This window comes from Phycisphaerae bacterium (assembly GCA_024102815.1).
Classification (GTDB): Bacteria; Planctomycetota; Phycisphaerae; order UBA1845; family UBA1845; genus JAGFJJ01.
In genome coordinates this window covers 1-21,910 of sequence record JAGFJJ010000011.1, presented here as the reverse complement: position 1 = coordinate 21,910, position 21,910 = coordinate 1, and the positions used below count along the sequence as shown (strand labels likewise).

Genomic DNA, 21,910 nt, shown 5'->3' with positions numbered 1-21,910 from the left:
ACCGCGTGCCTGATAAGCGAGCCTAACGCAGTTCGTGCCAGAAGCGGTCTAATCGCGGCAGATACCACCATTGCGGGTCAAGCGAGAGCGCAACGTGTCGGGTCCGTCCGACGATGAGCGATCTTGGCACGCAGCCAAAAGCACGCGAGTCCCGACTCTCCTCCCGATTGTCTCCCATCACGAAGTAATGGCCGGGCGGGACGTCCACAGGCCCGAAGTCGCCTGACCGGATGGCGAACGGAACGCGCATTACCGCGTGCTCTGTGCCGCCAAGCGACTCCGTGGCGAATCCATGGGTCCGACGATCCTCCGTCGTGACCGCTTCGATGTCTGCCTCGTTCGCCGACGAATACGTCGCGGCGACGCCGTTCACCAGCAGGACGCCGTTGAGCGCGCTGATCGTATCGCCCGGCACGCCGATGACGCGCTTGACCAGCCGCTGTCCCGTGTTCGGCTCGAAGAGCACAACGACCTCGCCGCGCTGCGGTTGTGACCACTCCGCCAGCCACCAGCCCATTACGGGCACACGCAGCCCGTAGGCAAGCTTGTTCACGACGATTCGATCGCCTTCGACGATCGTTGGTTTCATGGAGCCCGTGGGAACCACGTTCCAATCCGCCACGGCCGATCGGAATGTCGTGCAGATCGCCACGACGATAACGATGGGCTTGATCCATTCGCCCCACAGAAAGCGTGCGCGTCGGCGCCATCTCGGCCTACATGGTGTCGGAAAAGCTGACGACCCGCCGGGCGATTCCAAATCCGTCTTGTGTTCGGTCATCTCTTATCCTCGACATGGGAGGAATAGCTTGATTCAGAAAACGGGAGTCGACGTCGACCGGCGCACCAGCCGCCGTCACAAGTACGAACGGCGGGAGCGCCATGACGCTCCCGCCGTGTATTTCATCGCTCTTGAAAATATCGGGTGATCGACATGGAAACGTCACCCCAGTTTCGATCTGACCCGCTACGGTGCCCACGGCAACGCGGGAGCCGGCGTATTCCGCATCGGCAGCGAAGGCAGCACGGATACGCCCGGCACCGTCGCGCCCTCGTAGAAGGGCGGTACCGCCATCCAGCACAGCGGCTCGATCCTCGACGAGAACAGCTTCAACTGCGCGTCAAACGGCAAGGCCGGTGCCGGCGAGGCCGCTTGCGAGAACACACTTACCGCCTGGGCCGCGGAGACCGATCCGATGCCTTCCAGCAGCTCGCCGAGACTGCTCGCCCGGGGGTAGTATACGATCCGCACTTCAGCGCTCGGCGGGATGTTGGCCATCTCGCGGGCGGCGTCGATGGCATCGGAAAGGCTGCCAAGTTCATCAATGAGACGCAGCTCCTTGGCTTGGCGACCCGTGTAGATGCGCCCTTCGGCGATCTGCCGCACGACCTCGGCGGGCATGCGCCGTCCGGTCGCCACGCGATCGACGAACACGGAGTAGAAATCACTGATGTAATCCTGAAGGAACTGCCGCTCCTCCGGCGAGAGCGTATCCAGTCCGGAGCCCAGCAGTGCGCGCTCGCCGCGCTGCATCGTGGTCATTTCATAGTCCATGCGGTTCAACATGGACCGCATCGACGGGAAAATGCCGATCACGCCGATCGAACCCGTGATGGTCGTCGGATGGGCGAAAATCTTGCGTGCCGGACACGCGATGTAATATCCACCCGAGCCTGCAACCGAGCCCATGCTCACCACCAGCGGCTTGACGTCGTCCAGGGCGCGAAGCTCTTGCCAGATGACGTCGGATGCATATCCCGACCCGCCCGGCGAGTCGACATGCATGACCACCGCCTTGATCGAATCATTCTTGCGAAGCTCACGGACGACCTTCACGAAGTCTTCCCGGGAAATAACCTGGGAAGCGAAGCTCGGCCCCAGCGTCATGTCGATGATCGGACCGCGCGCCTGGAGCACCGCGATCTTGGGACCCACCGCCTTCCGTGCTTCTTCCTGCTCGCGGATCTGCTCGTTGATGAGCTCCATCAGGTCCTGGAGCGAGTTCACGTTGGCCAGGCCCTCTTCTCGCGATTTCTGGAGCCGGTACTTCCCCCGCCGCAGGACCTGCTCCTTGCACTCGTCGTAGTACGCCAGGCGATCCACAAGGCCGCGCTGGAGGGCCTCGTCGGCGCGAAACAGCGCGTGGTTGATGGCGTCCTTGACGGCCTCGGGGGACAGCTTCCGCGCCGTGCCGATCATCCGCATGTAGTCGCCGATCCATCCGTCCAGGATGGCGTTGAACTCCTCGAGGAAGAATTTGTCCGGCTCCCGCCGATTGACAAAGCCGGGATACTTGAAGCGCCCCGCGGTGACGACGTCGTATTCCATGCCGACCATCTGGTAGTAACCCTTCAGGAACGGGAACGCCCGTCCCAGTCCCGGAATCACCACGTTCCCGGTCGGTGCCACCACGATCTCATCGGCCGCGCAAGCCAGGAGATATCCGTTCGGCGTCGCCAGGTTGAGAAACGCCGAGACCTTCTTGCCCTTGTTCTTGAGCAGCTCCAGGCTGGCGCGGAGCTCCTCGATGTCGGGCATGGAGAGCTGGAGCGTGCCGATATCCAGCAGCACGGCCCCGACCCGGTCGTCTTCCGCCAGGTCCTTGAACTGCTCGCGCAGCTCCTGCAGCGTCTTGGTCTTGCCGGGCAACGGGATATTGATCGCCCGGGCGGGGACGACGTATTCGTCGATCCGCACTTCGACCAGTCGCTGAATCGGGCTTTCTTGTTCCTCGCCGTTGGCGGCTTCGTTTGACGAAGCGCTGCTGTCCGGCTTCTTCTCGTTCTCCACGGCATAGGCCGGCGCTGCGACGAATCCCAGCAGCACGAGCCACCCCAGTACGTATGTGACGCGTCTCATCGTGCTCACTCCTCTTCCTGGTCCTGCGGACCGTCCTCGGCGGACGCATCCGACGTGGCCGGGGGCGCATCGCCGCTCGCCGCCGCAGCCGGTTTATCCTTGCTTACCACGCGATGAATTTCGCCGTCCTGGTCGATGTACAGCTTCTCCAGGTGTTCCAGCGTGCCGGGCTTGTACCCCAGCGTCCACCGATCGCGACCCCAATCAATGACGTACAGGTCATCATCGATGCCGGCGCCGGGACCTTCTTCGACCTCGTCTTCCTCGACCTTCTTCTTCTCCCCGTCAAACGTGAACATATCCGTGAAGAACTCGCTCCACTGCTGGCTGGAAGAGAGCTCCAGCTTGAGCAGTTCCGGATGTCCGGCGAAGTCGATGTAGCCGTCGAGTTCCGCAACCTCCGCCGGCCAGCGACCGAAGTCCTTTCGGAACAGCTTGCAGTGATGATAGAGCACTTTGAGTTGCTGGCAGGCCAGCCGTTCCCGGGCGAGATCGCTCCCGCCGGATCGATCCACGGCGCTGGCCGACGCCCACATCGACGGCAGCACGATCACCGCCGCCGGGATCGGGCCCTCGTGCGACAGCGAAAGGCCCGTGTATCCGAGCTTTGCCGTCACCACGGCGTTCGTGAGGTCATCCGCGATCTTTTCGCGGTCCGGGGTCAGCATGTGCAGCGACGCACCGCTGATGGCCAGATCGATGTATGGCTGGACCCAGCGATAGACCTGCTGCCAGTTCAACCAGAGTTGTCCGTTCGTCTTGCGTCGATCGGGAAGTTGCCGGAAGTCCTTCGTACGGGGGAAGTCGATCCAACGCCGAACCAGGCTGTCCGGAGAGACACTGGTCCAGCCCGCCACAAGGTAGTTCCGTTCACGATCCCGGTCGTCCTTCTCCTGCGTGACGAAGAGGACCGGCCGAAGCACCAGCGGCAGGATCGCTCCCGGCATGGTCGACCGGCTGTTGCTCCAGAAGACCGTACGGCCCCGAACTTCCTCCTCCCGCCACGGCTCCGGCAGATCGCGCTCCCGGTAGAGCTTGTTGATCTGCTCAGTCCGCTTGCGGAGCACTTTGATCAGGGCTTCGGGATCCTCGGTCCGCGCCTGAACCACGAAGTCGGGGGCGGGGAAAACGCCCGTTCCCGGCAGAATGGTCAGCGCCATCGAGTCATCGATCATCTGGCTGATGGAGCCCGCCGCCAGATCGGCGACGGCCTCGAACTCGCCCTCGTTGCGGAGCATCATCTGCGGGCCGAGCCCCGCCAGTTGATCGAGCAGGCCCGGTGCCGCCGACACGCTCACCGCCAGCGTGGCAAAAGCCTCGTCCGGCGAGAAGAACGTCTGTTTCAGCCTGCCGAAAATGACCTTGGCGCCGACGCCGGCGATCGGTGGCCAGTCAATGCGGATCTTCTCCACCCAGTTGCCGGCCCCATCAACCCGCCCCGTGTATTCCACGCCGCTGATTGCCTGGAACGACGACAGGAACGTGGCGCCGGAGTCCTGCTCGGTTCCCTTCAGATTCAGACGGCAGGTGATCACCGCGTCGTTATCGCTCGATGGCGAATCGCCGTCCGACTTGTTCTCGTTTTCCTCGGCGTCTTCGTCACCGGCTTTTTCCGCTGCCGCGGCCGCAACCTTCATGGCGGCCGTTCGCGGCGGCAGAGGCAGTTCCGCATGCGAGGCCAGCACGGAGCCGCCGTCCTCTGCGCCATAAACCAGGGCGAATGGCTCGTCGTTTAGCTTCAAGACCAGTCCGCCGCCGTCTGCCTCCGCCCGAATGCCGACGAAAACGTCTTGTGCCGCCGGCAGATCCAGCAGGTTCCGGATCCGTTGCGACAGGTCCTTCACCGGCCAGTCGGTTCGAACGGCCCAGCGTTCCCGCCCGATACGGTCCGGGGCGAAGACAAACACGCCGACGCTCGTATCCGGCCAGGAAGCAAAGCTGCTCGCGATGCCCAGCGCCTCCTGGGCACTGATGCCCTCGGCCGAAGACTGCGCAATCTCCAGCAAGAGCCCTTTGCCGAAGTCTGCGAAGACGCCCGCATGGGAGCGTTGAGTCTCCGACATCAGCCGGCAGGCCGACGGGACGCGGACCTCCAGACGCGGGCGAATGATGAATTCGTTCTCGCCCGCCAACCCGACGGAACCCGCATCTGCCGGGCCCGAAGGACTCGCGCGGACTACGGCAAGTGGAACCATCGCCAGCGCCAAGGCGGCGAGCGTCACCCGTTGGACTTCTCGTTTCATCGCGCATTCCTCCGTCCGATTGCGGCAGCGCTTATTCCTCGTCTCCCTCCGGTATGGTGTTGCCGACCGGAGAGCCCGCACCCATCATCGTCATCGCCATGTCCTTGCCCGCCTTGAGCACTTCCATCGGAAGAACAAGGTCCATGCGCGACCAGCCATCGCCGCCCACGCCGATCATCGCCACCGGAGACGTCAATTCCGGCACCTTCACCGGCAGGGGCTCCTCTTCCATTCGCGTCATCACCGCATTGATCGTCTCCAGGATGCGGTCCGGCGCCATGAAGAAGACCTGGTTGAGCGCTTCGGGCTGGCCCTTCGTGACCGTCTGGATGCCCGGGTTCTTCGCCAAGGCCGCCTCGTTACTCTTGGCCGCCTTCGCCACCCGCGCGAAGTAGTCCTTCCCGCCGCCGAAGGTGATCACCGCGGCCTTGTCGCCGGCGGCGCCCATGCGGATGGTGATGCCTTCCTTCCCGATCACCTTGTTAATGTCCTCGATGTCTTCCTCGTCCACATCCATCTTGCTCAGGTCGAACGAGAGTTGCTGCACCTTCACGCCGTTCACGTCTTCCGCATCGCGCTTCAGCGTCAGCGCCTTCATGGCCGTGGTGAGCTCGCCGCCCTCGGTCTTGTCCGCCGACATGGCCAGCTCGCGCGCCTTCTCAATTACGCCGGTGGTCATGGAAATCCACTTCTGTCCGTCCGTCGTCTCGAACACGACCGCCGCGCCCAGCAGGTCATTCCCGCCCGAGAGCATCTCGGCCACGAACCGAAGCCCCCGGATGTTGGCCGACCAGTCCTTCAGCGTGTTGCGGATCTCGTCCAGCTTCGCCTTGTCAATGCCTTCGATGCTCTCCAGAAGGTTCGCGTACGCCTCGATCTGGTCCTTCGAGGCCTTGGCCTGCTCCTCCGTCATGACCTGGCCGCCCGCCACGAGGTATTTCCCGTCGGGAATGCCCGACAGCAGGGAGTCCTTCGTGTTGGAGAGCTGCATTTGCGACGCCAGTTCCGTCCCGGTCTGGGCCTTCAGCAGGAATCGCATTCCCAGCCCGGTCGGGCTGACCGAAATCCCCAGCAGAACCTGTCCGGCTCCGTCCAGAAGCATGTCCATCTGCTTCTTGCTCAACTCCATTTGCTTCGCCTGGAACGATCCCGAGTCGGACTCCGCAGCCATCGCCGCCTGGGCGAAACCGACGTCGATCATCGGCTTGATCATCTTGACCAGCGTGGCGGCATCCAACCACAGGGCGATGTCCAGTCCGTCCATCGCGTCGAGCTCATAGGCCGGCAGCGTATCCGCCAGGTTCCTCTCGCTCTTCTTGATCGCATCGAGCGTCGGCTTCATCATCGCCAGCGTGATGTGCTTCTCGCCGGTCATGGCGACGGTGGGCGTACCCATGAAATTGACGTTCCACGTGTCCTCTTCGCCGGGTGTCGCACCCATCTTTTCCAGCATCGCCCGCGGCTCCTTCGCGGGAATGATCAACGCCTGCTTCATTTTAATTTCGAACAGGTTGTTGGCCGGCATGACCACCACGGCGAATGCTCCCGCTTCGTCGATGCCTTCCAGCATGGGGAGGTTCGCCTTGAGCATGCCGATGAGCGAGTCGAACGGCGGTGCCACCATGTCCCCAAGACCCAGGTCCTTGATGGACTGCTGGTAATCGGTGTCGAGCTGCTTGAGGCTCGGAACCGCAAGAACGCCCATCGCGTCTCCCGGGATCGTGCGAAGGACATCCTTCATGCTCCCGGCCATCGCCAGACACGGACTCAGCAACGCAACGCAGAGAAAAGCCGAAATCGATTTACGAATCATCTGGATTCACTCCTTTGATCTGCTGGACGGAAATCCCCGAAGCTTCGGGGGGACGCTTCAACGGATTTCCATCTTACCATAGTTTTTCGGAAGACCACGGGACCGAGGCGATCGAAACGCCACGTTGTCGCATATCTTCTGACAGTTTCGTAAGTCCGACCCGACCGGACTTTGCGGCCGGGACGGTATCCGGCATGGCGAAACCCGCTTCTGCCGCCGGGCAACAATGCTGAAATGGCGGTTTTCGCAGGGGTTTTCACCGCGAACGGGCAGGTTTGCAGAAACCGGAATCCTCCGTGAAATGAGACCAAGCCGGGAATGGATCGCACGATGGGCCGCGTAGGAATTTGTGTTCATGCCGCGGTCGCGCAACACAAAATGACCGGCGCCGACACGATTTCACTTGCCGGAATTACGCGGCACTGTGGCGTTGAAAGGAACGCGGGATTCGCCCGGATTCCCGCTGCGCGAAGTATGCATGGTTTGCGGTAGGGCAGTGCGCGGTGATCACTTCCCCGGTACAACCGGCGGATCCACGTCTCGCCCGTTGCCCGAGAAATACTTGTTTGTCGCGAAGTCCGCGTCGGTGCCGGTTGGCGTATTCTGGAGTGGACGCCCCGACGAGCCTTCGCCGAGTCTGTTCACATATTCACCCGTTCTCTCACGGCGATAGCCCATTTCATAGTCGGTCATACCCAGCGTGTGCCCGTCGGCGAAGACGACATTGACCTGCCCGTTGTGCCGGGGGTCGACGGCCGTCCTCGGGGAGCCTTCATCGCCCGTTCCCCGATCCGATCGATCCGTCAGCCGCGGCGGATCGAGAGACCATCCGTGGTTGCCCCGCGCTTTCGGATTGGTTCCGTCATTCTCGTAGCTGGCTCGTTCTGCGTCAGAGAATTCCGCAGCCGTACCCATCGCGTCCGCGATAACCACCGTCGAGCTCGGGGCCGCGATCAGGTTGCGCCGCACCGGGAAATTGATGAACTGGTCATTGGCCATTCGGGCATTGCCCAGGAACTGATAGTTGTACCCGAACGCATAGTTGCGCTCGTCGATGCGCTCGCGCACCACCGGACACTGATACAGCTCGTTGTCGTAGTCCTGCCGTTCGTAATTGGGTTCTCCCGAGCCCTCGTTCTTCCACGGTGGGGGTTCCGGACGATTGAACGCAAAGACTCCGACGTGCGGGCCGAGCACCGCCGGCCAGCGAGGCCGATACTTGAGCCCGTTGCCCACGTCGTACCAGTTTGCCGGGTTCGTCGGTCCCTTGGGCTCCTGGTTGAACATCCTCCCGGGAGGGCAGTTGTCCTCGTTGTCGGCCAGGTACGACTCCCAGCCCCGCCCAAGTTCCCGCACCCGCGAGAGACAGGCCAAGGATTTGCTGCGCTCCCGGGCACGGCTGAACGCCGGGAGCACGATGCCCACCACAATGGCGATAATGCCAATGACCACGAGCAGCTCAACCAGCGTGAAGCCCGATAATCTTCTGTGTCTCATAACCGAACCCGGTACGTCCTATCCGCGGCGACCGCCCATGCCGGGCCGTTCGCTCGCCACTGTCTCACTCTAGTCCCCGTAACATCGCCGAACAACATGAACCCGAGAAGTTATCGGCCTTTATGCACTTTCACTGAATATTGAGATAAGGAGAATCTTCTTCTCGGCCCATGCCTGTGCTGCTATGATAGGCAGCGGACTAGTTAAAGGAGGGAAGCTTGCCGGCTGGCGATCGGTTTCGGGTCGTCCCCGGCGGGCTGCGATGGTTGTCTGAACACGCCTGTTTCACGAGATTCGCGTCCACAAGCCGGGTGTGCGCTTGGCGGCACTTTGTCCGGCTTGGTAAGAGGGTCTGGGGGTAAGCATGATGCGTCTTTCCGTTCTTGCCGGGCTTCCGGCAGGCCTACTCATTCTCCTTGCGGCTCATTCTCCGTCACTTGCGGCTGATGATCCGACCTTGGTGCGGGACAGCGGGCCGTGGCTCTCGTTGCCGGAGGTTCCTCCGGATCGCGCCGGGGGCCAGCCTTGGGTCCGTCCCCAGGTTTTCCGCGCCGCGCTGCTCGACGAGGCCCGGCTGGATGCCACGCTGGGCCGCGTTCCACTGGAGGGAACGCCTTTGGCCGCTCGGCCCGAAGTCGTCTCGCTCCCCATGCCGGATGGCTCGTTCGCGCGCTTCGCTCTCGTTGAGTCGCCGGTCATGGCGCCGGAGCTGGCCGCCAAATTCCCCGAAATCAAGACCTACGTCGGATGGGGCCTGGATGATCCTGCCGCGTCAATTCGCTGCGATCGCACGCCGGCCGGCTTCCACGCCCAGATCATTGCCCCGAGCGGATGGGTGTATATTGACCCATACTCCAAGGGCGAAACGGATCTCTACGCCGTCTACTACAAGCGCGACTACGCTCAGCGGGAAGGTGCTTTCGAATGCCTTTTCGACAATCCCCCGGCCGCGCCCCTGGCCGGTGGCAATCCTCTCGCGGCCAGCGGTGAGCAGTTGAAGACCTACCGCGTGGCCGTTGCCGCGACCGCGGAATACACCGCGTTTCATGGCGGAACCGTGCCGGCAGGCATGGCGGCGATCGTCACGGCCATCAACCGCGTCACCGGCATCTACGAGATCGAAGTGGCCGTGCGCATGACGCTCGTGGCCAACAACGATCTTCTGGTCTACACGAACTCCGCCACGGATCCATACTCCAACGGCAGCGGCGTCACGATGCTGGGCCAGAACCAGTCGAACATCGATTCCGTCATTGGCTCGGCCAACTACGATTTCGGCCACGTCTTTTCCACGGGCGGCGGGGGGGTCGCGTCGCTCGGCGTTATCTGCATCAGCGGATCCAAGGCGCGTGGTGTGACCGGACAATCCGCCCCCGTCGGCGATCCGTTCTATGTTGACTATGTTGCCCACGAGATGGGGCACCAGTTCGGCGCCAACCACTCGTTCAACGGGGTCAACGGTAGCTGCGGCGGCGGCAACCGGGTGGGCTCGCATGCCTACGAGCCCGGCAGCGGCTCGACCATCATGGCGTACGCGGGCATCTGCGGCAGTGATGATCTTCAGCCCCATAGCGATCCCTATTTTCACGGGACCAGCTACGACGAAATTCGCAACTACATTACGTCCGGCTTCGGTTCCGTTTGCGCCAGCAATGCCGCGACGGGCAACACGCCGCCGGTGGTCGAGGCCGGCGTGAACTACGTCATCCCCCGCCAGACGCCTTTCGCGTTGACGGCGATGGGCGGCGACGCCAACAACGATCCGCTGACCTACTGCTGGGAGGAATTCGATCTCGGGGCCGCCCAGGCGCTGAGCAGCCCGGACAATGGACAGAGCCCCATTTTCCGGTCCTTCAATCCCACGACCAGCCCGACACGGCTCTTCCCCAAGCTCAGCAGCCTTCTCAGCGGTGCTCCCAGCGTGGGCGAGCAGCTTCCGACGACTGACCGGAATCTCAATTTCCGCGTCACCGTGCGAGACAACCGCTCGACCGGCGGCGGCGTCTCCTCCGACACCATGCGCCTTACCGTGACCACGCAGGCCGGTCCCTTCCGCGTGACGTCACCCAATACGTCCGTCACCTGGGGCGGGGCGCGGGACGTGACCTGGGATGTGGCCGGAACGTCCGCAGCCCCCGTGAATACGTCGTCGGTCGACATCCTGCTATCCATCGACGGCGGACAGACCTTCCCCTTCACGCTCGCCTCGAACACTCCCAACGACGGATCGGAGACGGTCGTTCTCCCCAACGAGAACTCGACACAGGCCCGAATCAAGGTGGAGGCCGTCAACAACGTCTTCTTCGACATTTCCGACGTGAATTTCACGCTCGACCCCGCGGCCGTCACCCCGCCGCTGGTCCCCGGTTATCCCCACAATCAGCGAAAGAACCGGTACATCTCCTTCGAGCCCGGTACGAGCGCGAGCGTGGCCTTCCGTGTGGACATCACCGCCGGCCCGGGTGTGCTCGGAACGGTGGGCTGGGTGGGCGCGCCGTTTGATCCCGGATGTCAGTTCGACAACGGGTCGTCCAACGGCGGCACGTGCATCAATGAGTACGTGGCTCGCGTGGTCGATACGCCGGTGTTTCGCGTCTGGAATGAACCTGTGATCCACGTGGGCGATTGCGAGATCGTGCCCGTCGCGACGTACGAGTTGCGCGCCACCACCAATGGCGTCCTTTTCTCCAATCCGCTCGTCTTGAACACGATCGCTCAGCCCACGCCGAGGCTCTACGGCGACGTCGTTGGGGATTTTGTCATTACGGAGTGGGCCCCGCCGGATGGAACCGTGAACGGCAGCGACATCACCGCCATTCTCCAGAGGTTTCAGATGCTCCCCACGGCACCACACATGACGTGGGTCGACCTGCACGGGGAAGTTCCCGACTACAAGGCCAACGGCGTTGACGTGCTTGCTGCCGTCAAGGCCTTCGAAGTCGATCCCTATCCGTATTCCATTCCGTCGAATTGCCCGTAGATACGGATCGGCGGCGATAACGGTCCGATCGGACCTGGTTCTTCGACAGCACAGCGGCCCGGACAGGTTTTCCTGTCCGGGCCGTTTCTCATGTTTGCCCGCTCCCGCGACTGGGTTTTCCCGTGCGGCTGCCTATGGCGTGTACGGGAACGGCGCCCCGTCGTTGATGGACACGATTACCGTCCCGTCCACCGGTGTCTGCTCCGTGTATTCAATGTCCAGCGTGACCATCGGTGGCGTAGCGTCCTCGTCCGTCAGCATCACCTGCGCCGTGCCCGATTGCGGCCGGGCATCTCCGTTGCCCAGGAAGTCGATGACCAGGTCGCTCCACGTGGCGTCGAACTGGTCGCCGCCGGCAGACACGACGGTCAGGCTGGCTGTCGGTACGTCCAGCACGCCCGTCGCTCGCGTGAGCTCGCCCATCACCGAGCCATCCACGGATGAGCCGTCGCCCGCCGCCAGGTCGACGGACAGGTTCATGTTCGTGGTCGTGACGGCGCGCTGAATCGTGCCGGAGAGCTGCCCGTCCAGCGAGCGGTCGTCAACTGTGTATTGATCGAACGTCAGCGACGCCGTCCGAGTGGTCAGTTGCAGCGATCCGGTCACGGAGCCGCTGATGGTCGAAGCCGGGTAAAACGTCGGGCTGCACCCGTCGCCGTAATCGAGGGTCAGCGTGATCGAGCCGTTGCTGATATCAAGCGAGAGGCTGGGGCAATCGCCGACTTGTGCCGGTTCGCCCTGGTCCGCGTCGGCCGTCGGTGACGCCCCCGCCAGCGCACCGGCCGTATCCGCGATCCCCCGCGTCGTCGCGGCGACCGCCTCACGCTGCTTCTGGGTGAGCTCGTTCCCGTCGGTTCCCGGCATCCGCGGGCACCCCGCGACGCCGATCAGTGACAATAGTGCGACACTCGTAATCACGGTCTTCCGCATGATGCACTCCTTTGATTGCGGGACACGGATGAGGCCGGGCTTGCGGCCTCCAGGATTCGTCGTGATTCCGTCTGAGTTCGGAACTTCTTGCGCTTACGCCTTGTCCAGCGCCTGATCCAGATCGGCGATCAGATCGCCCACGTCTTCAACGCCTACCGAAAGCCGCACTAGCCCGTCGGTAATCCCCCGCGATTCGCGGATTTCCCGTGGGATGGACGCGTGCGTCATGATCGCCGGATGATTGACCAGCGACTCCACGCCGCCCAGCGATTCCGCTAGCGAGAACACCCGGACGTTTTCGCAGAATCGCCGTGCCGCCGCGGCATCGGGCGACTCACCACCCGATCCGCCCCCGGACTCGCCCCGGAACACGATCGTCACGATTCCACCGCCGCCGCTCATCTGACGCCGCGCCAGAGCGCAATCCGGATGATCCTCCTGGAAGGGATACACCACGCTGGCAAGCTTGCGATGACCGGCCAGATGTTTGGCGATCGCCGTTGCGTTCTCACAATGCGCTCGCATGCGCAGGGCAAGCGTCTTGATCCCCCGATGCTGGAGGTAACAGTCGAATGGCCCCGGCACGCCCCCCAGCGCGTTCTGGAGAAACGCGACGGGTTCGATCAAGCTCGCTTCCTTGACGATCACCGCGCCGCCGATCACATCGCTGTGTCCGCCAATGTACTTCGTCGTGCTGTGGACAACGTAGTCGGCCCCCAGTTCCAGCGGACGCTGAAGGGCGGGTGTGGCAAACGTGTTGTCCACCGCCAGACGGATTCCCGCCGCGTGCGCCCGCTCCGCAATGGCGGCAATGTCGAGGCAGCGCAGCAGCGGATTCGTCGGCGTCTCCAGCCACACCAGTTTCGTGCGTTTGTCGAGCCGATCGGAAAACGCCGCCGGATCGGTTTCATCAATGAAAACCGGCTCCAGCCCGAAGCCCTCAAACACGCGTTTCAGCAGCCGGAACGTCCCGCCGTAGACGTCGGAATACGCCAGCACCCGATCGCCCGGCTTGAGCGTGGCGAACACCGCCGCCGTTGCCGCCGAGCCGGAGGAAAACGCCGCGCCGCGAGTACCACCCTCCAGCGACGCCAGGCAACGCTCGAGCCCCGCGCGCGTCGGGTTTCCCGACCGCGCATACTCGTACCCTTTGTTTTTCCCCGGCGAAGCCTGCGTGAACGTACTCGTCGGGTGGATGGGCGGAACCGTCGCGCCCGTCGTCGGGTCCGGCTCCGAGCCCACGTGGATCGCGCGCGTGGCCAGACGCCAATTCGGGTTGATATCCGTTGCCATGAGATTCTACCTTATCTTGAGATCGAGCCGACCGCCGGACGCTCGGCCGGGCGCATTCTCCCCCGGGGAACGATTCTACCGGGCCACACCTGTCCCTTACGGCATCGCATTCAGTTTGAAGGGGGCGTCCCAAAACTCGACAAGGTCGATCCGCGTGACGATGCCCGCAGCCATGTCGTTCTGCGTGACCACGACGCCGCTGTTCCCTGAGGAAAGCAGCCGATAAACCTCGTCCAGATCCGTACCCGCATCCACCATGGGGAAGGGGCGTGCCATGATGTCCCGGATGGGAACCTGCCGCGGGTCGCGCCCCGAGTGCAGCAGGCGCGCCAGCGTCAATTCACGCAGCCCGCCCACAACCTTGCCGTTCTCCAGCACGGGGACCTGCGAAATTCCGTGCTCGCGCAGCAATTGAATGGCGTCTTCGGCACTGTCCGTCGGCGATACCGCAAAAAAATCCGCCGATTCGCGAGCCAACAGCAGTTCGCCCACGGTATGCTTGCGGCCCTCCGCCTTGATAAACCCCTTCTCGATCATCCACTCATCGGAGTACATCTTGGAAAGATAGTTGCGCCCCGTATCCGGACACATTACAACGATGACATCTTCCTTGGAGCAACGCTGGGCATAACGCAGGGCGGCCGCCATGGCCGTTCCGCAAGAACCGCCCACCAACAGTCCTTCCTTCCGCGCCATGTCGCGCGCCGTGCCGAACGATTCCGCGTCACTGACCCGCACCCACTCGTCAACCACTTGGGAATTGAACGTCTTCGGGACGTAATCCTCGCCGATGCCTTCGACCGCCCACGGGCGCGGCTGGTCGCCGGAGAGGATCGACCCCTCCGGATCGGCCGCGACGACCCGCACCGCGGGATTGCGCTCTTTCAGGTAGCGTCCGACGCCGGAAATGGTCCCCCCTGTACCGATTCCGCCGACGAACACGGTCAGCTTGCCTTCCATCTGCTCCCAGATTTCCGGACCGGTGACCTCGTGGTGGTAGTCGGGGTTGGTGAGATTGGCGAACTGGTTGGGCTGCCAGGCGTTGGGGATCTCATTGGCGAGCCGGGCGGCCACGCCGCTGTAGCCTTCCGGCGAGTTGCTCTCCGCTCCCGCCGGAGTCAGCACGACCTCGGCTCCGTAGGCCCGCAGAAGCGAGATTTTTTCCGCGCTCATCTTGTCCGGCATGACGAAGATACAGCGATAGCCTTTGACCGCCGCGACCATCGCCAGCCCCACCCCCGTGTTTCCGGAAGTGGCCTCGACGATGGTTCCGCCGGGCTTGAGCAACCCCTGGGCCTCGGCTCGCTCGACCATGGCGCGGGCGATGCGGTCCTTGACGCTCCCGCCCGGGTTCACGAATTCGATCTTCGCGTACACCGCGGGAAGCAGACCCTCGGCGATACGCTGCATACGGATCAGCGGGGTTCCGCCGATGGCATCGAGTACGGATTCGAATCGTCTGGACACAATAGAACCTCCCAACCGGCGACGGCGTAACCTCGGCCTACGCGGCGGTGGGACCGCGCTCCCTGAACCGGCGCCTGTCCCGTCAGGGGACAGCCTCCAGGGAGAGCGCACCACATCGAAACGCGTAAGTCCGGCACGCCAATTGTAAGCGGATTTGGTCCAAGTATGAAAGCCGTTGCTTGGACCTTCGGGCCAATCAGGAGTTTCCAGCGGGAGGCGAGTTTTCCAGTTGTCAGAACAGCGTTTTTGCCCGACCGATCGCCATGACGTGACAGGCAGGACGCTTGTATTTTCTGCGTTGGCAACATAGACTCTCCCGATTTAACCCGGCGAACTCCCCACGACAGGCATCCCACGGCCAAACCGTGTTATTGCGGATTTCCTGAGGGTGCCGTCAGGTTGATTGGAAAGCAGACAGCAACACCGCGTAGCGGGCCGTCCGTTGGCGGCACCGGTTGCGCGGTTGACTTTCACGGCGCTCCGCGCTTTCACTCGGGGTGTCCGCGTTTTGAAGGAGCGATCGTTCGTCATGGTCGTCTCGACCCAACCGCAGGAAAAAGCTCCCAGACCCGTAAAAGAGGTGCAGATCGAGGAAATCACCGTGAGGTTTTGCGGTGATTCGGGGGACGGCATGCAGCTCGCCGGAACCCAGATGACCAACACCTCGGCCATCTTCGGCAACGACATCTGCACGTTTCCCGACTTCCCCGCGGAAATACGCGCTCCCGCCGGCACGCTGGCGGGCGTCAGCGGTTTTCAGCTCGCGTTCGGCTCCCACAAGCTGCACACCCCGGGTGACCGCGTGAACGCGCTGATTGCCATGAACCCCGCGGCGCTCAAGGCCAACGTCAAGGACCTCGAGCCCGGCGGCGTCCTCGTCGTGAACGAAGACTCGTTCACCAAGGCCAACCTGTCCAAGGCCGGCTACGCCGCGAATCCGCTCGAAGGCGACGATCTCAAGAGCTACCGCCTCTTCAAGGTTCCGGTGGACAAGCTCACCACCGAGGCCTGCAAGGACACGGGCTTGACCGGCCGGGCCATCAGCCGCTGCCGAAACTTCTTCGCACTCGGTATGACCTACTGGCTGTACGGGCGTCCCCTCGATCCCACGCTTCGCTGGATCGAGGAGAAGTTCGGCACCAAGCCCGCCGTGGCCGATGCCAACACCCGCGCGCTCAAGGCGGGCTACAACTTCGGCGAAACCACGGACATGTTTTCCGTCCGCTACGTCGTAGCCCCCGCCAAGCTCGATTCCGGCCGCTACCGGAAGGTGAGCGGGAACGAGGCGATGGCCATCGGGCTGGTCACGGCCGCGCAGCTTGCAAAGAAGTCGCTTTTCTACGGCAGTTATCCGATTACGCCCGCCAGCGATATCCTGCATGAGCTGGCGCGCTTCAAGAACTTCGACGTTCGCACCTTCCAGGCGGAGGACGAAATCGCGGCGATGGCCTCGGTCATCGGCGCCGCCTACGCCGGCGCCTTCGCGGTGACAGGTACCAGTGGCCCCGGTGTCGCCCTCAAGGGCGAGGCCATCGGGCTCGCGGTGATGACCGAACTTCCCATGGTCATCGTCGATGTGCAGCGCGGCGGTCCCAGCACCGGGCTGCCCACCAAGACGGAGCAGGCCGATCTGACCATGGCCATCGGCGGGCGCCACGGCGAATCGCCGGTCTGCGTGATGGCGGCGGCGTCACCGGCCGATTGCTTCGGCATCGCCATCGAGGCGTTCCACATTGCGACTTCTTTCATGACCCCGGTCATCGTGCTCACCGACGGCTACATTGCCAACGGCGCCGAGCCTTGGCGGATTCCCGAATTGAGCGAACTGCCCAAGTTCGACATCAAGCATCCGGGTCCGTCGACGGGCGACACGGCGTTCAAGCCCTACGAGCGCGACGCGCGTCTCGTGCGCCCGTGGGCCTTGCCGGGTACGGCGGGACTTCAGCATCGTGTGGGTGGCCTGGAGAAGCGTGACATCACCGGCGAGGTCTGCTACGAGCCGGAAAACCACGACCACATGGTCCGCACGCGCCGCAAGAAGATCGACAACATTCAGGCGGTGATCCCGCCGCTGGAGGTCTTCGGCGAGCCGAAGGGCGAACTGCTCGTGCTCGGCTGGGGTAGCACGTACGGGGCCATTACGTCCGCCGTGGAACGTTGCCAGTCCCAGGGCCTGAAGGTCTCCAGTGCCCACCTGCGCTACCTCGATCCGATGCCCAAGAACACGGAGCAGGTGCTGCGCAGCTTCAAGCGCGTCCTCATTCCGGAAATGAACCTCGGCCAGCTCCGCATGCGGCTGCGTTCGGAGTTCCTGATCGATTCGATTGGTTTGAGCAAGGTACAGGGTAAGCCGTTCACGATCCACGAGATCGCGAGCCGGATTCACGAACTTTTGGATGGGAATTCTCGATGAGTGCGGATTCAGGATTGGTTCAACTGACTGCCAAGGATTACGCCAGTGACCAGGAAGTCCGCTGGTGTCCGGGTTGCGGCGATTACTCCATTCTCGCCCAGGTCAAGAAGGTGATGTCCAACCTTCATCTCAAGCGCGAGAATACGGTTTTCGTTTCGGGCATCGGCTGCTCCAGCCGTTTTCCCTATTACATGAACACCTACGGCTTCCACAGCATCCACGGCCGCGCCACCGCCATCGCCACCGGCATCAAGCTCGCCAACCCCGAACTTGACGTCTGGATCGTCACCGGCGACGGCGACGGACTCAGCATCGGCGGCAACCATTTTATTCACTTGGTCCGCCGCAACGTGGACGTGAAGGTTCTCCTTTTCAACAACCGCATCTACGGCCTGACCAAGGGGCAGTATTCGCCCACCTCCGAGTTCGGCAAGAAGACCAAGTCCTCCCCGGTGGGGACGGTGGACTTCCCCATGCACCCCATTTCGCTGGCCATCGGCGCCGAGGCGACATTTGTCGGCCGGGCGCTTGACGTCAACATCAAGCAACTGGAATACGTTCTCGAGCGGGCCGCGGCGCACAAGGGCACGGCCTTCGTCGAGATCTACCAGAATTGCAACATCTTCAACGATGGTGCTTTCGAGTACGCTTCCGGAAAGGATACGCGGGATGACACCACGCTCTACCTGGAGCACAACCGCCCGCTCATCTTCGGCAAGGAACGCAACAAGGGCATCCGCCTCAACGGCATGGATCCCGAGATCGTCACCCTCGGCGACGGCATCTCCGAGGACGATCTCCTGTTCCACGACGAAAAGGCGCCCGAGCCGAGCCTGGCCTACCTGCTCAGCCGCATGCGCCATCCCGAATTCCCGGAACCCATGGGCGTCTTCCGCGCCATTGAGAAGCCGGCCTACGATGATCTCGTCGTCCAGCAGGTCAAGGACGCCCAGGCCGCCAAGGGTGCGGGCAAGATCGACGACCTCTTCGACGACGGCGAGACGTGGGTCGTCAATTAGTCGACGGATATTGCACTTACGTTGACAGCAAGGCCCGGCGACTTCGCCGGGCCTTGCTTTTCCCGCGCCCTCCCCGCGCTGGGGGGCGGTCGATCAACCACCTTCACGCTGCCATTCCGCCGCGCGGCGCTCCACTTGCCCGCACCCGCCGCGCCACGCACAATGCACCCGCGTTCATTGCAGGTTCTGGATGTCCGTTGCCATGTCCGCGCGTCTGCGCCTCACGCTCGCCGTTCTTGCCGTCGTCGCCGTGATCCTGGTCGGCGCCGCCGGCTATCGGCTGCTCAACGGGGAAATCAGCTTTCTCGACGCACTGTTCATGACGGTGATCACCGTATCCACCGTGGGCTTCGAGGAGGTCTGGCCGCTGGATACGGTCGGTCGCATCTGGACCATCATCGTCATCGCTTTCGGCATCGGTACCGTCTCGTACGCCTTCACGTTGCTGGTCAGCATCGTGGTGAGCGGAGAGCTCCGCCTCCATCGGGAGAAACGAAGAATGCAGAACGCCATCGATCGCCTGAAAGGGCACGTCATCATGTGCGGCCACGGCCGGATGGGCTCACTCGCCACGCAGGAGCTACTGCGCCGCGACGTGAGCGTGGTCGTCGTCGAATCCCGGGAGGATCTCATGGTGGGGCTGCGCGAGGCGGGCGTGAGCTTTGTCGTCGGCGATGCCACCGACGAGGAAGTGCTCATCAAGGCCGGTTTGATGCGCTGCGATTCACTCGTGCTGACCCTGCCCAGCGACGCCGACAACGTGTACGTCACGCTAACCGTCCACACGCTCCGGCCGGAGGTTCAAATCATCGCCCGCGCCGAAAGCCCCACCGCCGAGGCCAAGTTGCGTCGCGCCGGCGCCGCCCACGTCGTCTGCCCGCAGGTCACGGGCGCCCTGCGCGTAGCCAACGTTCTGACGCGTCCGACCGTGGTGGACTTCGTGGAACTTGCCGGCCGCGGCGTCGATCTGGAGATTGACGAATACCTGATTCAGGAGGATTCGCCGCTGATCGGCCGGAGCCTCATGCAGACCAACGTACGACGTAAGACCGGGGCGACGGTGGTTGCCATCAAGCGCGCCGACGGAGCCGCCCTCGTCAGCCCCGACCCCGAGGCGACACTCGCGGCACAGGATACGCTGATTCTGGTGGACCCGGTGGGGGTGTCGAGTCGATTGGACGCCATCGAGGCGTAATCGTCGGGTGGCCCGCTGCTTCAGCGAAGGGGGAGCGATGCGCAGCGAGCCGAAGGCTCCAATCTGCGCAAACCGGACCCCCGCTTCATCGCTGAGCGTGCGACACGCACGTGCGCCTCATAGCCGGACTTGTCCCAGGAGAATGTACCGCCCCGTTCAGAAAGGCCTACGCCAGCACCGCTTCCGCTTCCCGTAGCCGCCGCGTGTCCGTCTTGGCCCGCGTCTGGTGGCGAATCTTGTCCTGAAGACGCATGAGCCCTTCGATAAGCGCCTCCGGCCGTGGCGGGCAGCCCGGAACATAAATGTCCACCGGGACCACGAGGTCGACACCCTTCACGACGTGGTACCCGTGCTTGAAGTACGGCCCGCCGCCCACCGTGCACGCGCCCATGGCCATGACGTACTTCGGATCGGGCATCTGGTTGTAGAGCCGCTTCAGGCGGCTCGCCATCTTGTACGTCACTGTCCCGGCCACGATCATCAGGTCCGACTGCCGCGGCGTTGCCCGGAATGCACCGGCGCCGAAACGGTCGAGATCAAACCGCGACGCACCCACAGCCATCATCTCGATGGCGCAGCAAGCCAAGCCGAAAGTCATCGGCCAGATGCTGTTGCTGCGCCCCCAATTGATGGCCCAGTCGATCGACGTGACGATCACGCCTTCCTCGAATCGATTTTCAATCCAGCTCATTCAAATTCACCTGAAATCCTGTGCCAGGCGCGGCATACGCGGCGCCGTTGGCTGGATGCTACTCCGTGCTCGCCTTCGTCGTTCTCCCGGCCAGAGGCGTTCGCCGCGCCTGTCCCGTGCTCGCCCGCACCCAATCGAGATACCCCGACTTCCATTCGTACAGGAATGGGATGGCAATCAGCAGGAAGAACACGAAAAACGCCCAGAACGCCGGTCCGCCCATCTCACGGTAAACCACCGCCCAGGGCCAGAGCAGCGCCACTTCCACGTCGAACACGATGAAAATCAGGGCCACGGTGTAGAACCGGAGGTCGAATTGCACCCAGCTGTCGCCCACCGCCGGCTCGCCACATTCGTAGGGCGTCGCCTTTTCCGGGTGGAACCGCTTGGGGCGGACGAACTTGCCCACCATCAGACCACCGAAGGCGATGCCGAATCCGGCCAGCGTGAACAGCACGATGCCGATCAGCAATTCGACATTCGTTCCATAGTTCATGACCGGCGACGGCCCCGGTAGCGCCGCCCCGATTGCCTCCATCGATGCCAAAATCACGTCGTTCATCGTTGCCATTCCAACCATCGTTGCCCGGAACCGGTGCCTTCGTTGCTTTCAACGCGGGAACCGAATGGACGCTTTATTATCCCATCTTCCCTACTGCCTACTGCCTATTGCCTATTGCCTTCTCTGTCGCCTCTCTTACTTCTTCTTCTCCCCCATGACCTCCGGGTCCATCGCTTCGAGCATGGCCTGCTTGCGCCGCTCGTTCTCGCCCGCCAGCTTGTCCTTGGAGAAGGCGAACTGCTCCCACTGCTGCTTCCGCTCGCGAGCCCAATCGGGAAGGTTGTCCTTCCGCATCCACAGCGGCTGCGGCGTTTGCAGACCTTCCTTGGCCAGCTCGGTGAACTCCACGATCATGCTTTCCCGGTTGTAGCCTGAAAGATCGTGCAGGTTGCCCATGTGGATGCACTCCGTCGGGCACGGGTCCACGCACAGGGCGCAGAACATGCACTTGGCGTAATCGATGGCATACCGCGTCATGGCCCCGCCCGCGGCAATCCCCGTCTCCTTGTTGATCTTCCGCGGACCGGTCTTCTCGATGTAGATGCAATCCACCGGGCACGCCTTGGCGCAGAGGTCGCAGGCGATGCACTTCTCAATCTCGAAAAAATGGATGCCCCGGAAGCGGGGGGCCAGCGCCGGCGCCCGATCCGGATACTGAAGCGTCACCGTCTTCGCGAAGCAGTAACGCAGCGTAATCCGCAGCCCCACGAAGATCGTGTACACCGTTTGCCAGATGTTCTGGAAGTAATCTCGAACCGGTTGAGCCTGCATCCCGTTCTCACCTGCGGCGCCGCGATTCCGAACAACTCCGTCGTTCCTCGCCCGCACTCCATCATGCACCAGGGCGGGTTTCGAGGATTCTACGGGCCGTTCATGGCCTCTTCAACGCAACTCCGCTCACTCTTTCCTGTTGCCTGTTGCCTATTGCCTATTGCCTATTGCCTATT

The 21,910-nt window shown here is 63.0% G+C and carries 16 protein-coding genes; 5 read left to right on the top strand and 11 right to left on the bottom strand.

The genetic code is table 11. The annotated features are described in order from the left end of the window. Positions 1 to 22: 22 nt before the first annotated feature. The 5 genes from lepB to J5J06_03475 all read right to left on the bottom strand — a co-directional run bounded on the left by lepB (position 23) and on the right by J5J06_03475 (position 8,413). Positions 23 to 781: a signal peptidase I gene (gene lepB, locus J5J06_03495; protein MCO6436131.1), complete on the bottom strand. Its 759-nt coding sequence runs from the start codon at positions 779 to 781 to the stop codon at positions 23 to 25. A gap of 186 nt (positions 782 to 967) precedes the next feature. Beyond that, on the bottom strand, positions 968 to 2,860 hold the full coding sequence (gene sppA, locus J5J06_03490) for a signal peptide peptidase SppA (protein MCO6436130.1): 1,893 nt from the start codon (positions 2,858 to 2,860) through the stop codon (positions 968 to 970). A 5-nt stretch (positions 2,861 to 2,865) separates the two neighbouring features. Next, positions 2,866 to 5,103, bottom strand: a complete 2,238-nt coding sequence (locus J5J06_03485) for a hypothetical protein (protein ID MCO6436129.1) — start codon at positions 5,101 to 5,103, stop codon at positions 2,866 to 2,868. 31 nt (positions 5,104 to 5,134) lie between these two features. Beyond that, positions 5,135 to 6,916, bottom strand: a complete 1,782-nt coding sequence (locus J5J06_03480; protein ID MCO6436128.1) for a hypothetical protein — start codon at positions 6,914 to 6,916, stop codon at positions 5,135 to 5,137. 507 nt (positions 6,917 to 7,423) lie between these two features. Next, on the bottom strand, positions 7,424 to 8,413 hold the full coding sequence (locus tag J5J06_03475; GenBank protein ID MCO6436127.1) for a prepilin-type N-terminal cleavage/methylation domain-containing protein: 990 nt from the start codon (positions 8,411 to 8,413) through the stop codon (positions 7,424 to 7,426). 367 nt (positions 8,414 to 8,780) lie between these two features. Between J5J06_03475 and J5J06_03470 the strand changes: the two genes are divergently transcribed. Beyond that, positions 8,781 to 11,393, top strand: coding sequence for a hypothetical protein (locus J5J06_03470; protein ID MCO6436126.1), 2,613 nt, complete (start codon positions 8,781 to 8,783; stop codon positions 11,391 to 11,393). 132 nt (positions 11,394 to 11,525) lie between these two features. On the opposite strand, the gene J5J06_03465 is transcribed toward J5J06_03470, so the two are convergent. The 3 genes from J5J06_03465 to J5J06_03455 form a co-directional block, all read right to left on the bottom strand. Next, positions 11,526 to 12,323: a hypothetical protein gene (locus tag J5J06_03465; protein ID MCO6436125.1), complete on the bottom strand. Its 798-nt coding sequence runs from the start codon at positions 12,321 to 12,323 to the stop codon at positions 11,526 to 11,528. A gap of 93 nt (positions 12,324 to 12,416) precedes the next feature. Next, entirely contained in the window at positions 12,417 to 13,616 is a 1,200-nt protein-coding gene (locus J5J06_03460) for an aminotransferase class I/II-fold pyridoxal phosphate-dependent enzyme (protein MCO6436124.1), read from the bottom strand. A gap of 96 nt (positions 13,617 to 13,712) precedes the next feature. Continuing rightward, on the bottom strand, positions 13,713 to 15,026 hold the full coding sequence (locus J5J06_03455) for a pyridoxal-phosphate dependent enzyme (protein MCO6436123.1): 1,314 nt from the start codon (positions 15,024 to 15,026) through the stop codon (positions 13,713 to 13,715). Positions 15,027 to 15,612: 586 nt separating this feature from the next. Between J5J06_03455 and J5J06_03450 the strand changes: the two genes are divergently transcribed. The 3 genes from J5J06_03450 (at position 15,613) to J5J06_03440 (ending at position 19,710) form a co-directional block, all read left to right on the top strand. Further along, positions 15,613 to 17,496, top strand: coding sequence for a 2-oxoacid:acceptor oxidoreductase subunit alpha (locus J5J06_03450; protein ID MCO6436122.1), 1,884 nt, complete (start codon positions 15,613 to 15,615; stop codon positions 17,494 to 17,496). After that, entirely contained in the window at positions 17,493 to 18,515 is a 1,023-nt protein-coding gene (locus J5J06_03445) for a 2-oxoacid:ferredoxin oxidoreductase subunit beta (GenBank protein MCO6436121.1), read from the top strand. Before J5J06_03450 ends, J5J06_03445 begins: the two co-directional genes overlap by 4 nt. A 202-nt stretch (positions 18,516 to 18,717) precedes the next feature. Beyond that, a complete protein-coding gene (locus tag J5J06_03440; GenBank protein MCO6436120.1) occupies positions 18,718 to 19,710 on the top strand; it encodes a potassium channel protein in 993 nt (330 codons plus the stop codon). A 166-nt stretch (positions 19,711 to 19,876) separates the two neighbouring features. Here the strand turns inward: J5J06_03440 and nuoB are convergent, their stop codons facing one another. From nuoB to J5J06_03425, 3 genes are all read right to left on the bottom strand, one after another. Beyond that, a complete protein-coding gene (nuoB, locus tag J5J06_03435) occupies positions 19,877 to 20,401 on the bottom strand; it encodes an NADH-quinone oxidoreductase subunit NuoB (GenBank protein ID MCO6436119.1) in 525 nt (174 codons plus the stop codon). A 58-nt stretch (positions 20,402 to 20,459) separates the two neighbouring features. Continuing rightward, complete coding sequence (locus tag J5J06_03430; protein ID MCO6436118.1) at positions 20,460 to 20,972, bottom strand: NADH-quinone oxidoreductase subunit A; 513 nt, start codon at positions 20,970 to 20,972, stop codon at positions 20,460 to 20,462. Positions 20,973 to 21,098: 126 nt separating this feature from the next. Beyond that, entirely contained in the window at positions 21,099 to 21,734 is a 636-nt protein-coding gene (locus tag J5J06_03425) for an NADH-quinone oxidoreductase subunit I (protein ID MCO6436117.1), read from the bottom strand. On the opposite strand from J5J06_03425, the gene J5J06_03420 reads away from it, so the two are divergent. Continuing rightward, positions 21,723 to 21,910, top strand: a 188-nt coding sequence (locus J5J06_03420; protein MCO6436116.1) for a hypothetical protein, incomplete at its 3' end; no start/stop codon positions are given. The two genes, J5J06_03425 and J5J06_03420, sit on opposite strands and share 12 nt — an antisense overlap.

Excerpts from the sequence above, each read along its gene's own strand:
- lepB (MCO6436131.1), bottom strand. The coding sequence starts at position 781 with ATGACCGAACACAAGACGGATTTGGAATCGCCCGGCGGGTCGTCAGCT.
- sppA (MCO6436130.1), bottom strand. The coding sequence starts at position 2,860 with ATGAGACGCGTCACATACGTACTGGGGTGGCTCGTGCTGCTGGGATTC.
- J5J06_03485 (MCO6436129.1), bottom strand. The coding sequence starts at position 5,103 with ATGAAACGAGAAGTCCAACGGGTGACGCTCGCCGCCTTGGCGCTGGCG.
- J5J06_03480 (MCO6436128.1), bottom strand. The coding sequence starts at position 6,916 with ATGATTCGTAAATCGATTTCGGCTTTTCTCTGCGTTGCGTTGCTGAGT.
- J5J06_03475 (MCO6436127.1), bottom strand. The coding sequence starts at position 8,413 with ATGAGACACAGAAGATTATCGGGCTTCACGCTGGTTGAGCTGCTCGTG.
- J5J06_03470 (MCO6436126.1), top strand. The coding sequence starts at position 8,781 with ATGCGTCTTTCCGTTCTTGCCGGGCTTCCGGCAGGCCTACTCATTCTC.
- J5J06_03465 (MCO6436125.1), bottom strand. The coding sequence starts at position 12,323 with ATGCGGAAGACCGTGATTACGAGTGTCGCACTATTGTCACTGATCGGC.
- J5J06_03460 (MCO6436124.1), bottom strand. The coding sequence starts at position 13,616 with ATGGCAACGGATATCAACCCGAATTGGCGTCTGGCCACGCGCGCGATC.
- J5J06_03455 (MCO6436123.1), bottom strand. The coding sequence starts at position 15,026 with ATGCAGCGTATCGCCGAGGGTCTGCTTCCCGCGGTGTACGCGAAGATC.
- J5J06_03450 (MCO6436122.1), top strand. The coding sequence starts at position 15,613 with ATGGTCGTCTCGACCCAACCGCAGGAAAAAGCTCCCAGACCCGTAAAA.
- J5J06_03445 (MCO6436121.1), top strand. The coding sequence starts at position 17,493 with ATGAGTGCGGATTCAGGATTGGTTCAACTGACTGCCAAGGATTACGCC.
- J5J06_03440 (MCO6436120.1), top strand. The coding sequence starts at position 18,718 with ATGTCCGCGCGTCTGCGCCTCACGCTCGCCGTTCTTGCCGTCGTCGCC.
- nuoB (MCO6436119.1), bottom strand. The coding sequence starts at position 20,401 with ATGAGCTGGATTGAAAATCGATTCGAGGAAGGCGTGATCGTCACGTCG.
- J5J06_03430 (MCO6436118.1), bottom strand. The coding sequence starts at position 20,972 with ATGGCAACGATGAACGACGTGATTTTGGCATCGATGGAGGCAATCGGG.
- J5J06_03425 (MCO6436117.1), bottom strand. The coding sequence starts at position 21,734 with ATGCAGGCTCAACCGGTTCGAGATTACTTCCAGAACATCTGGCAAACG.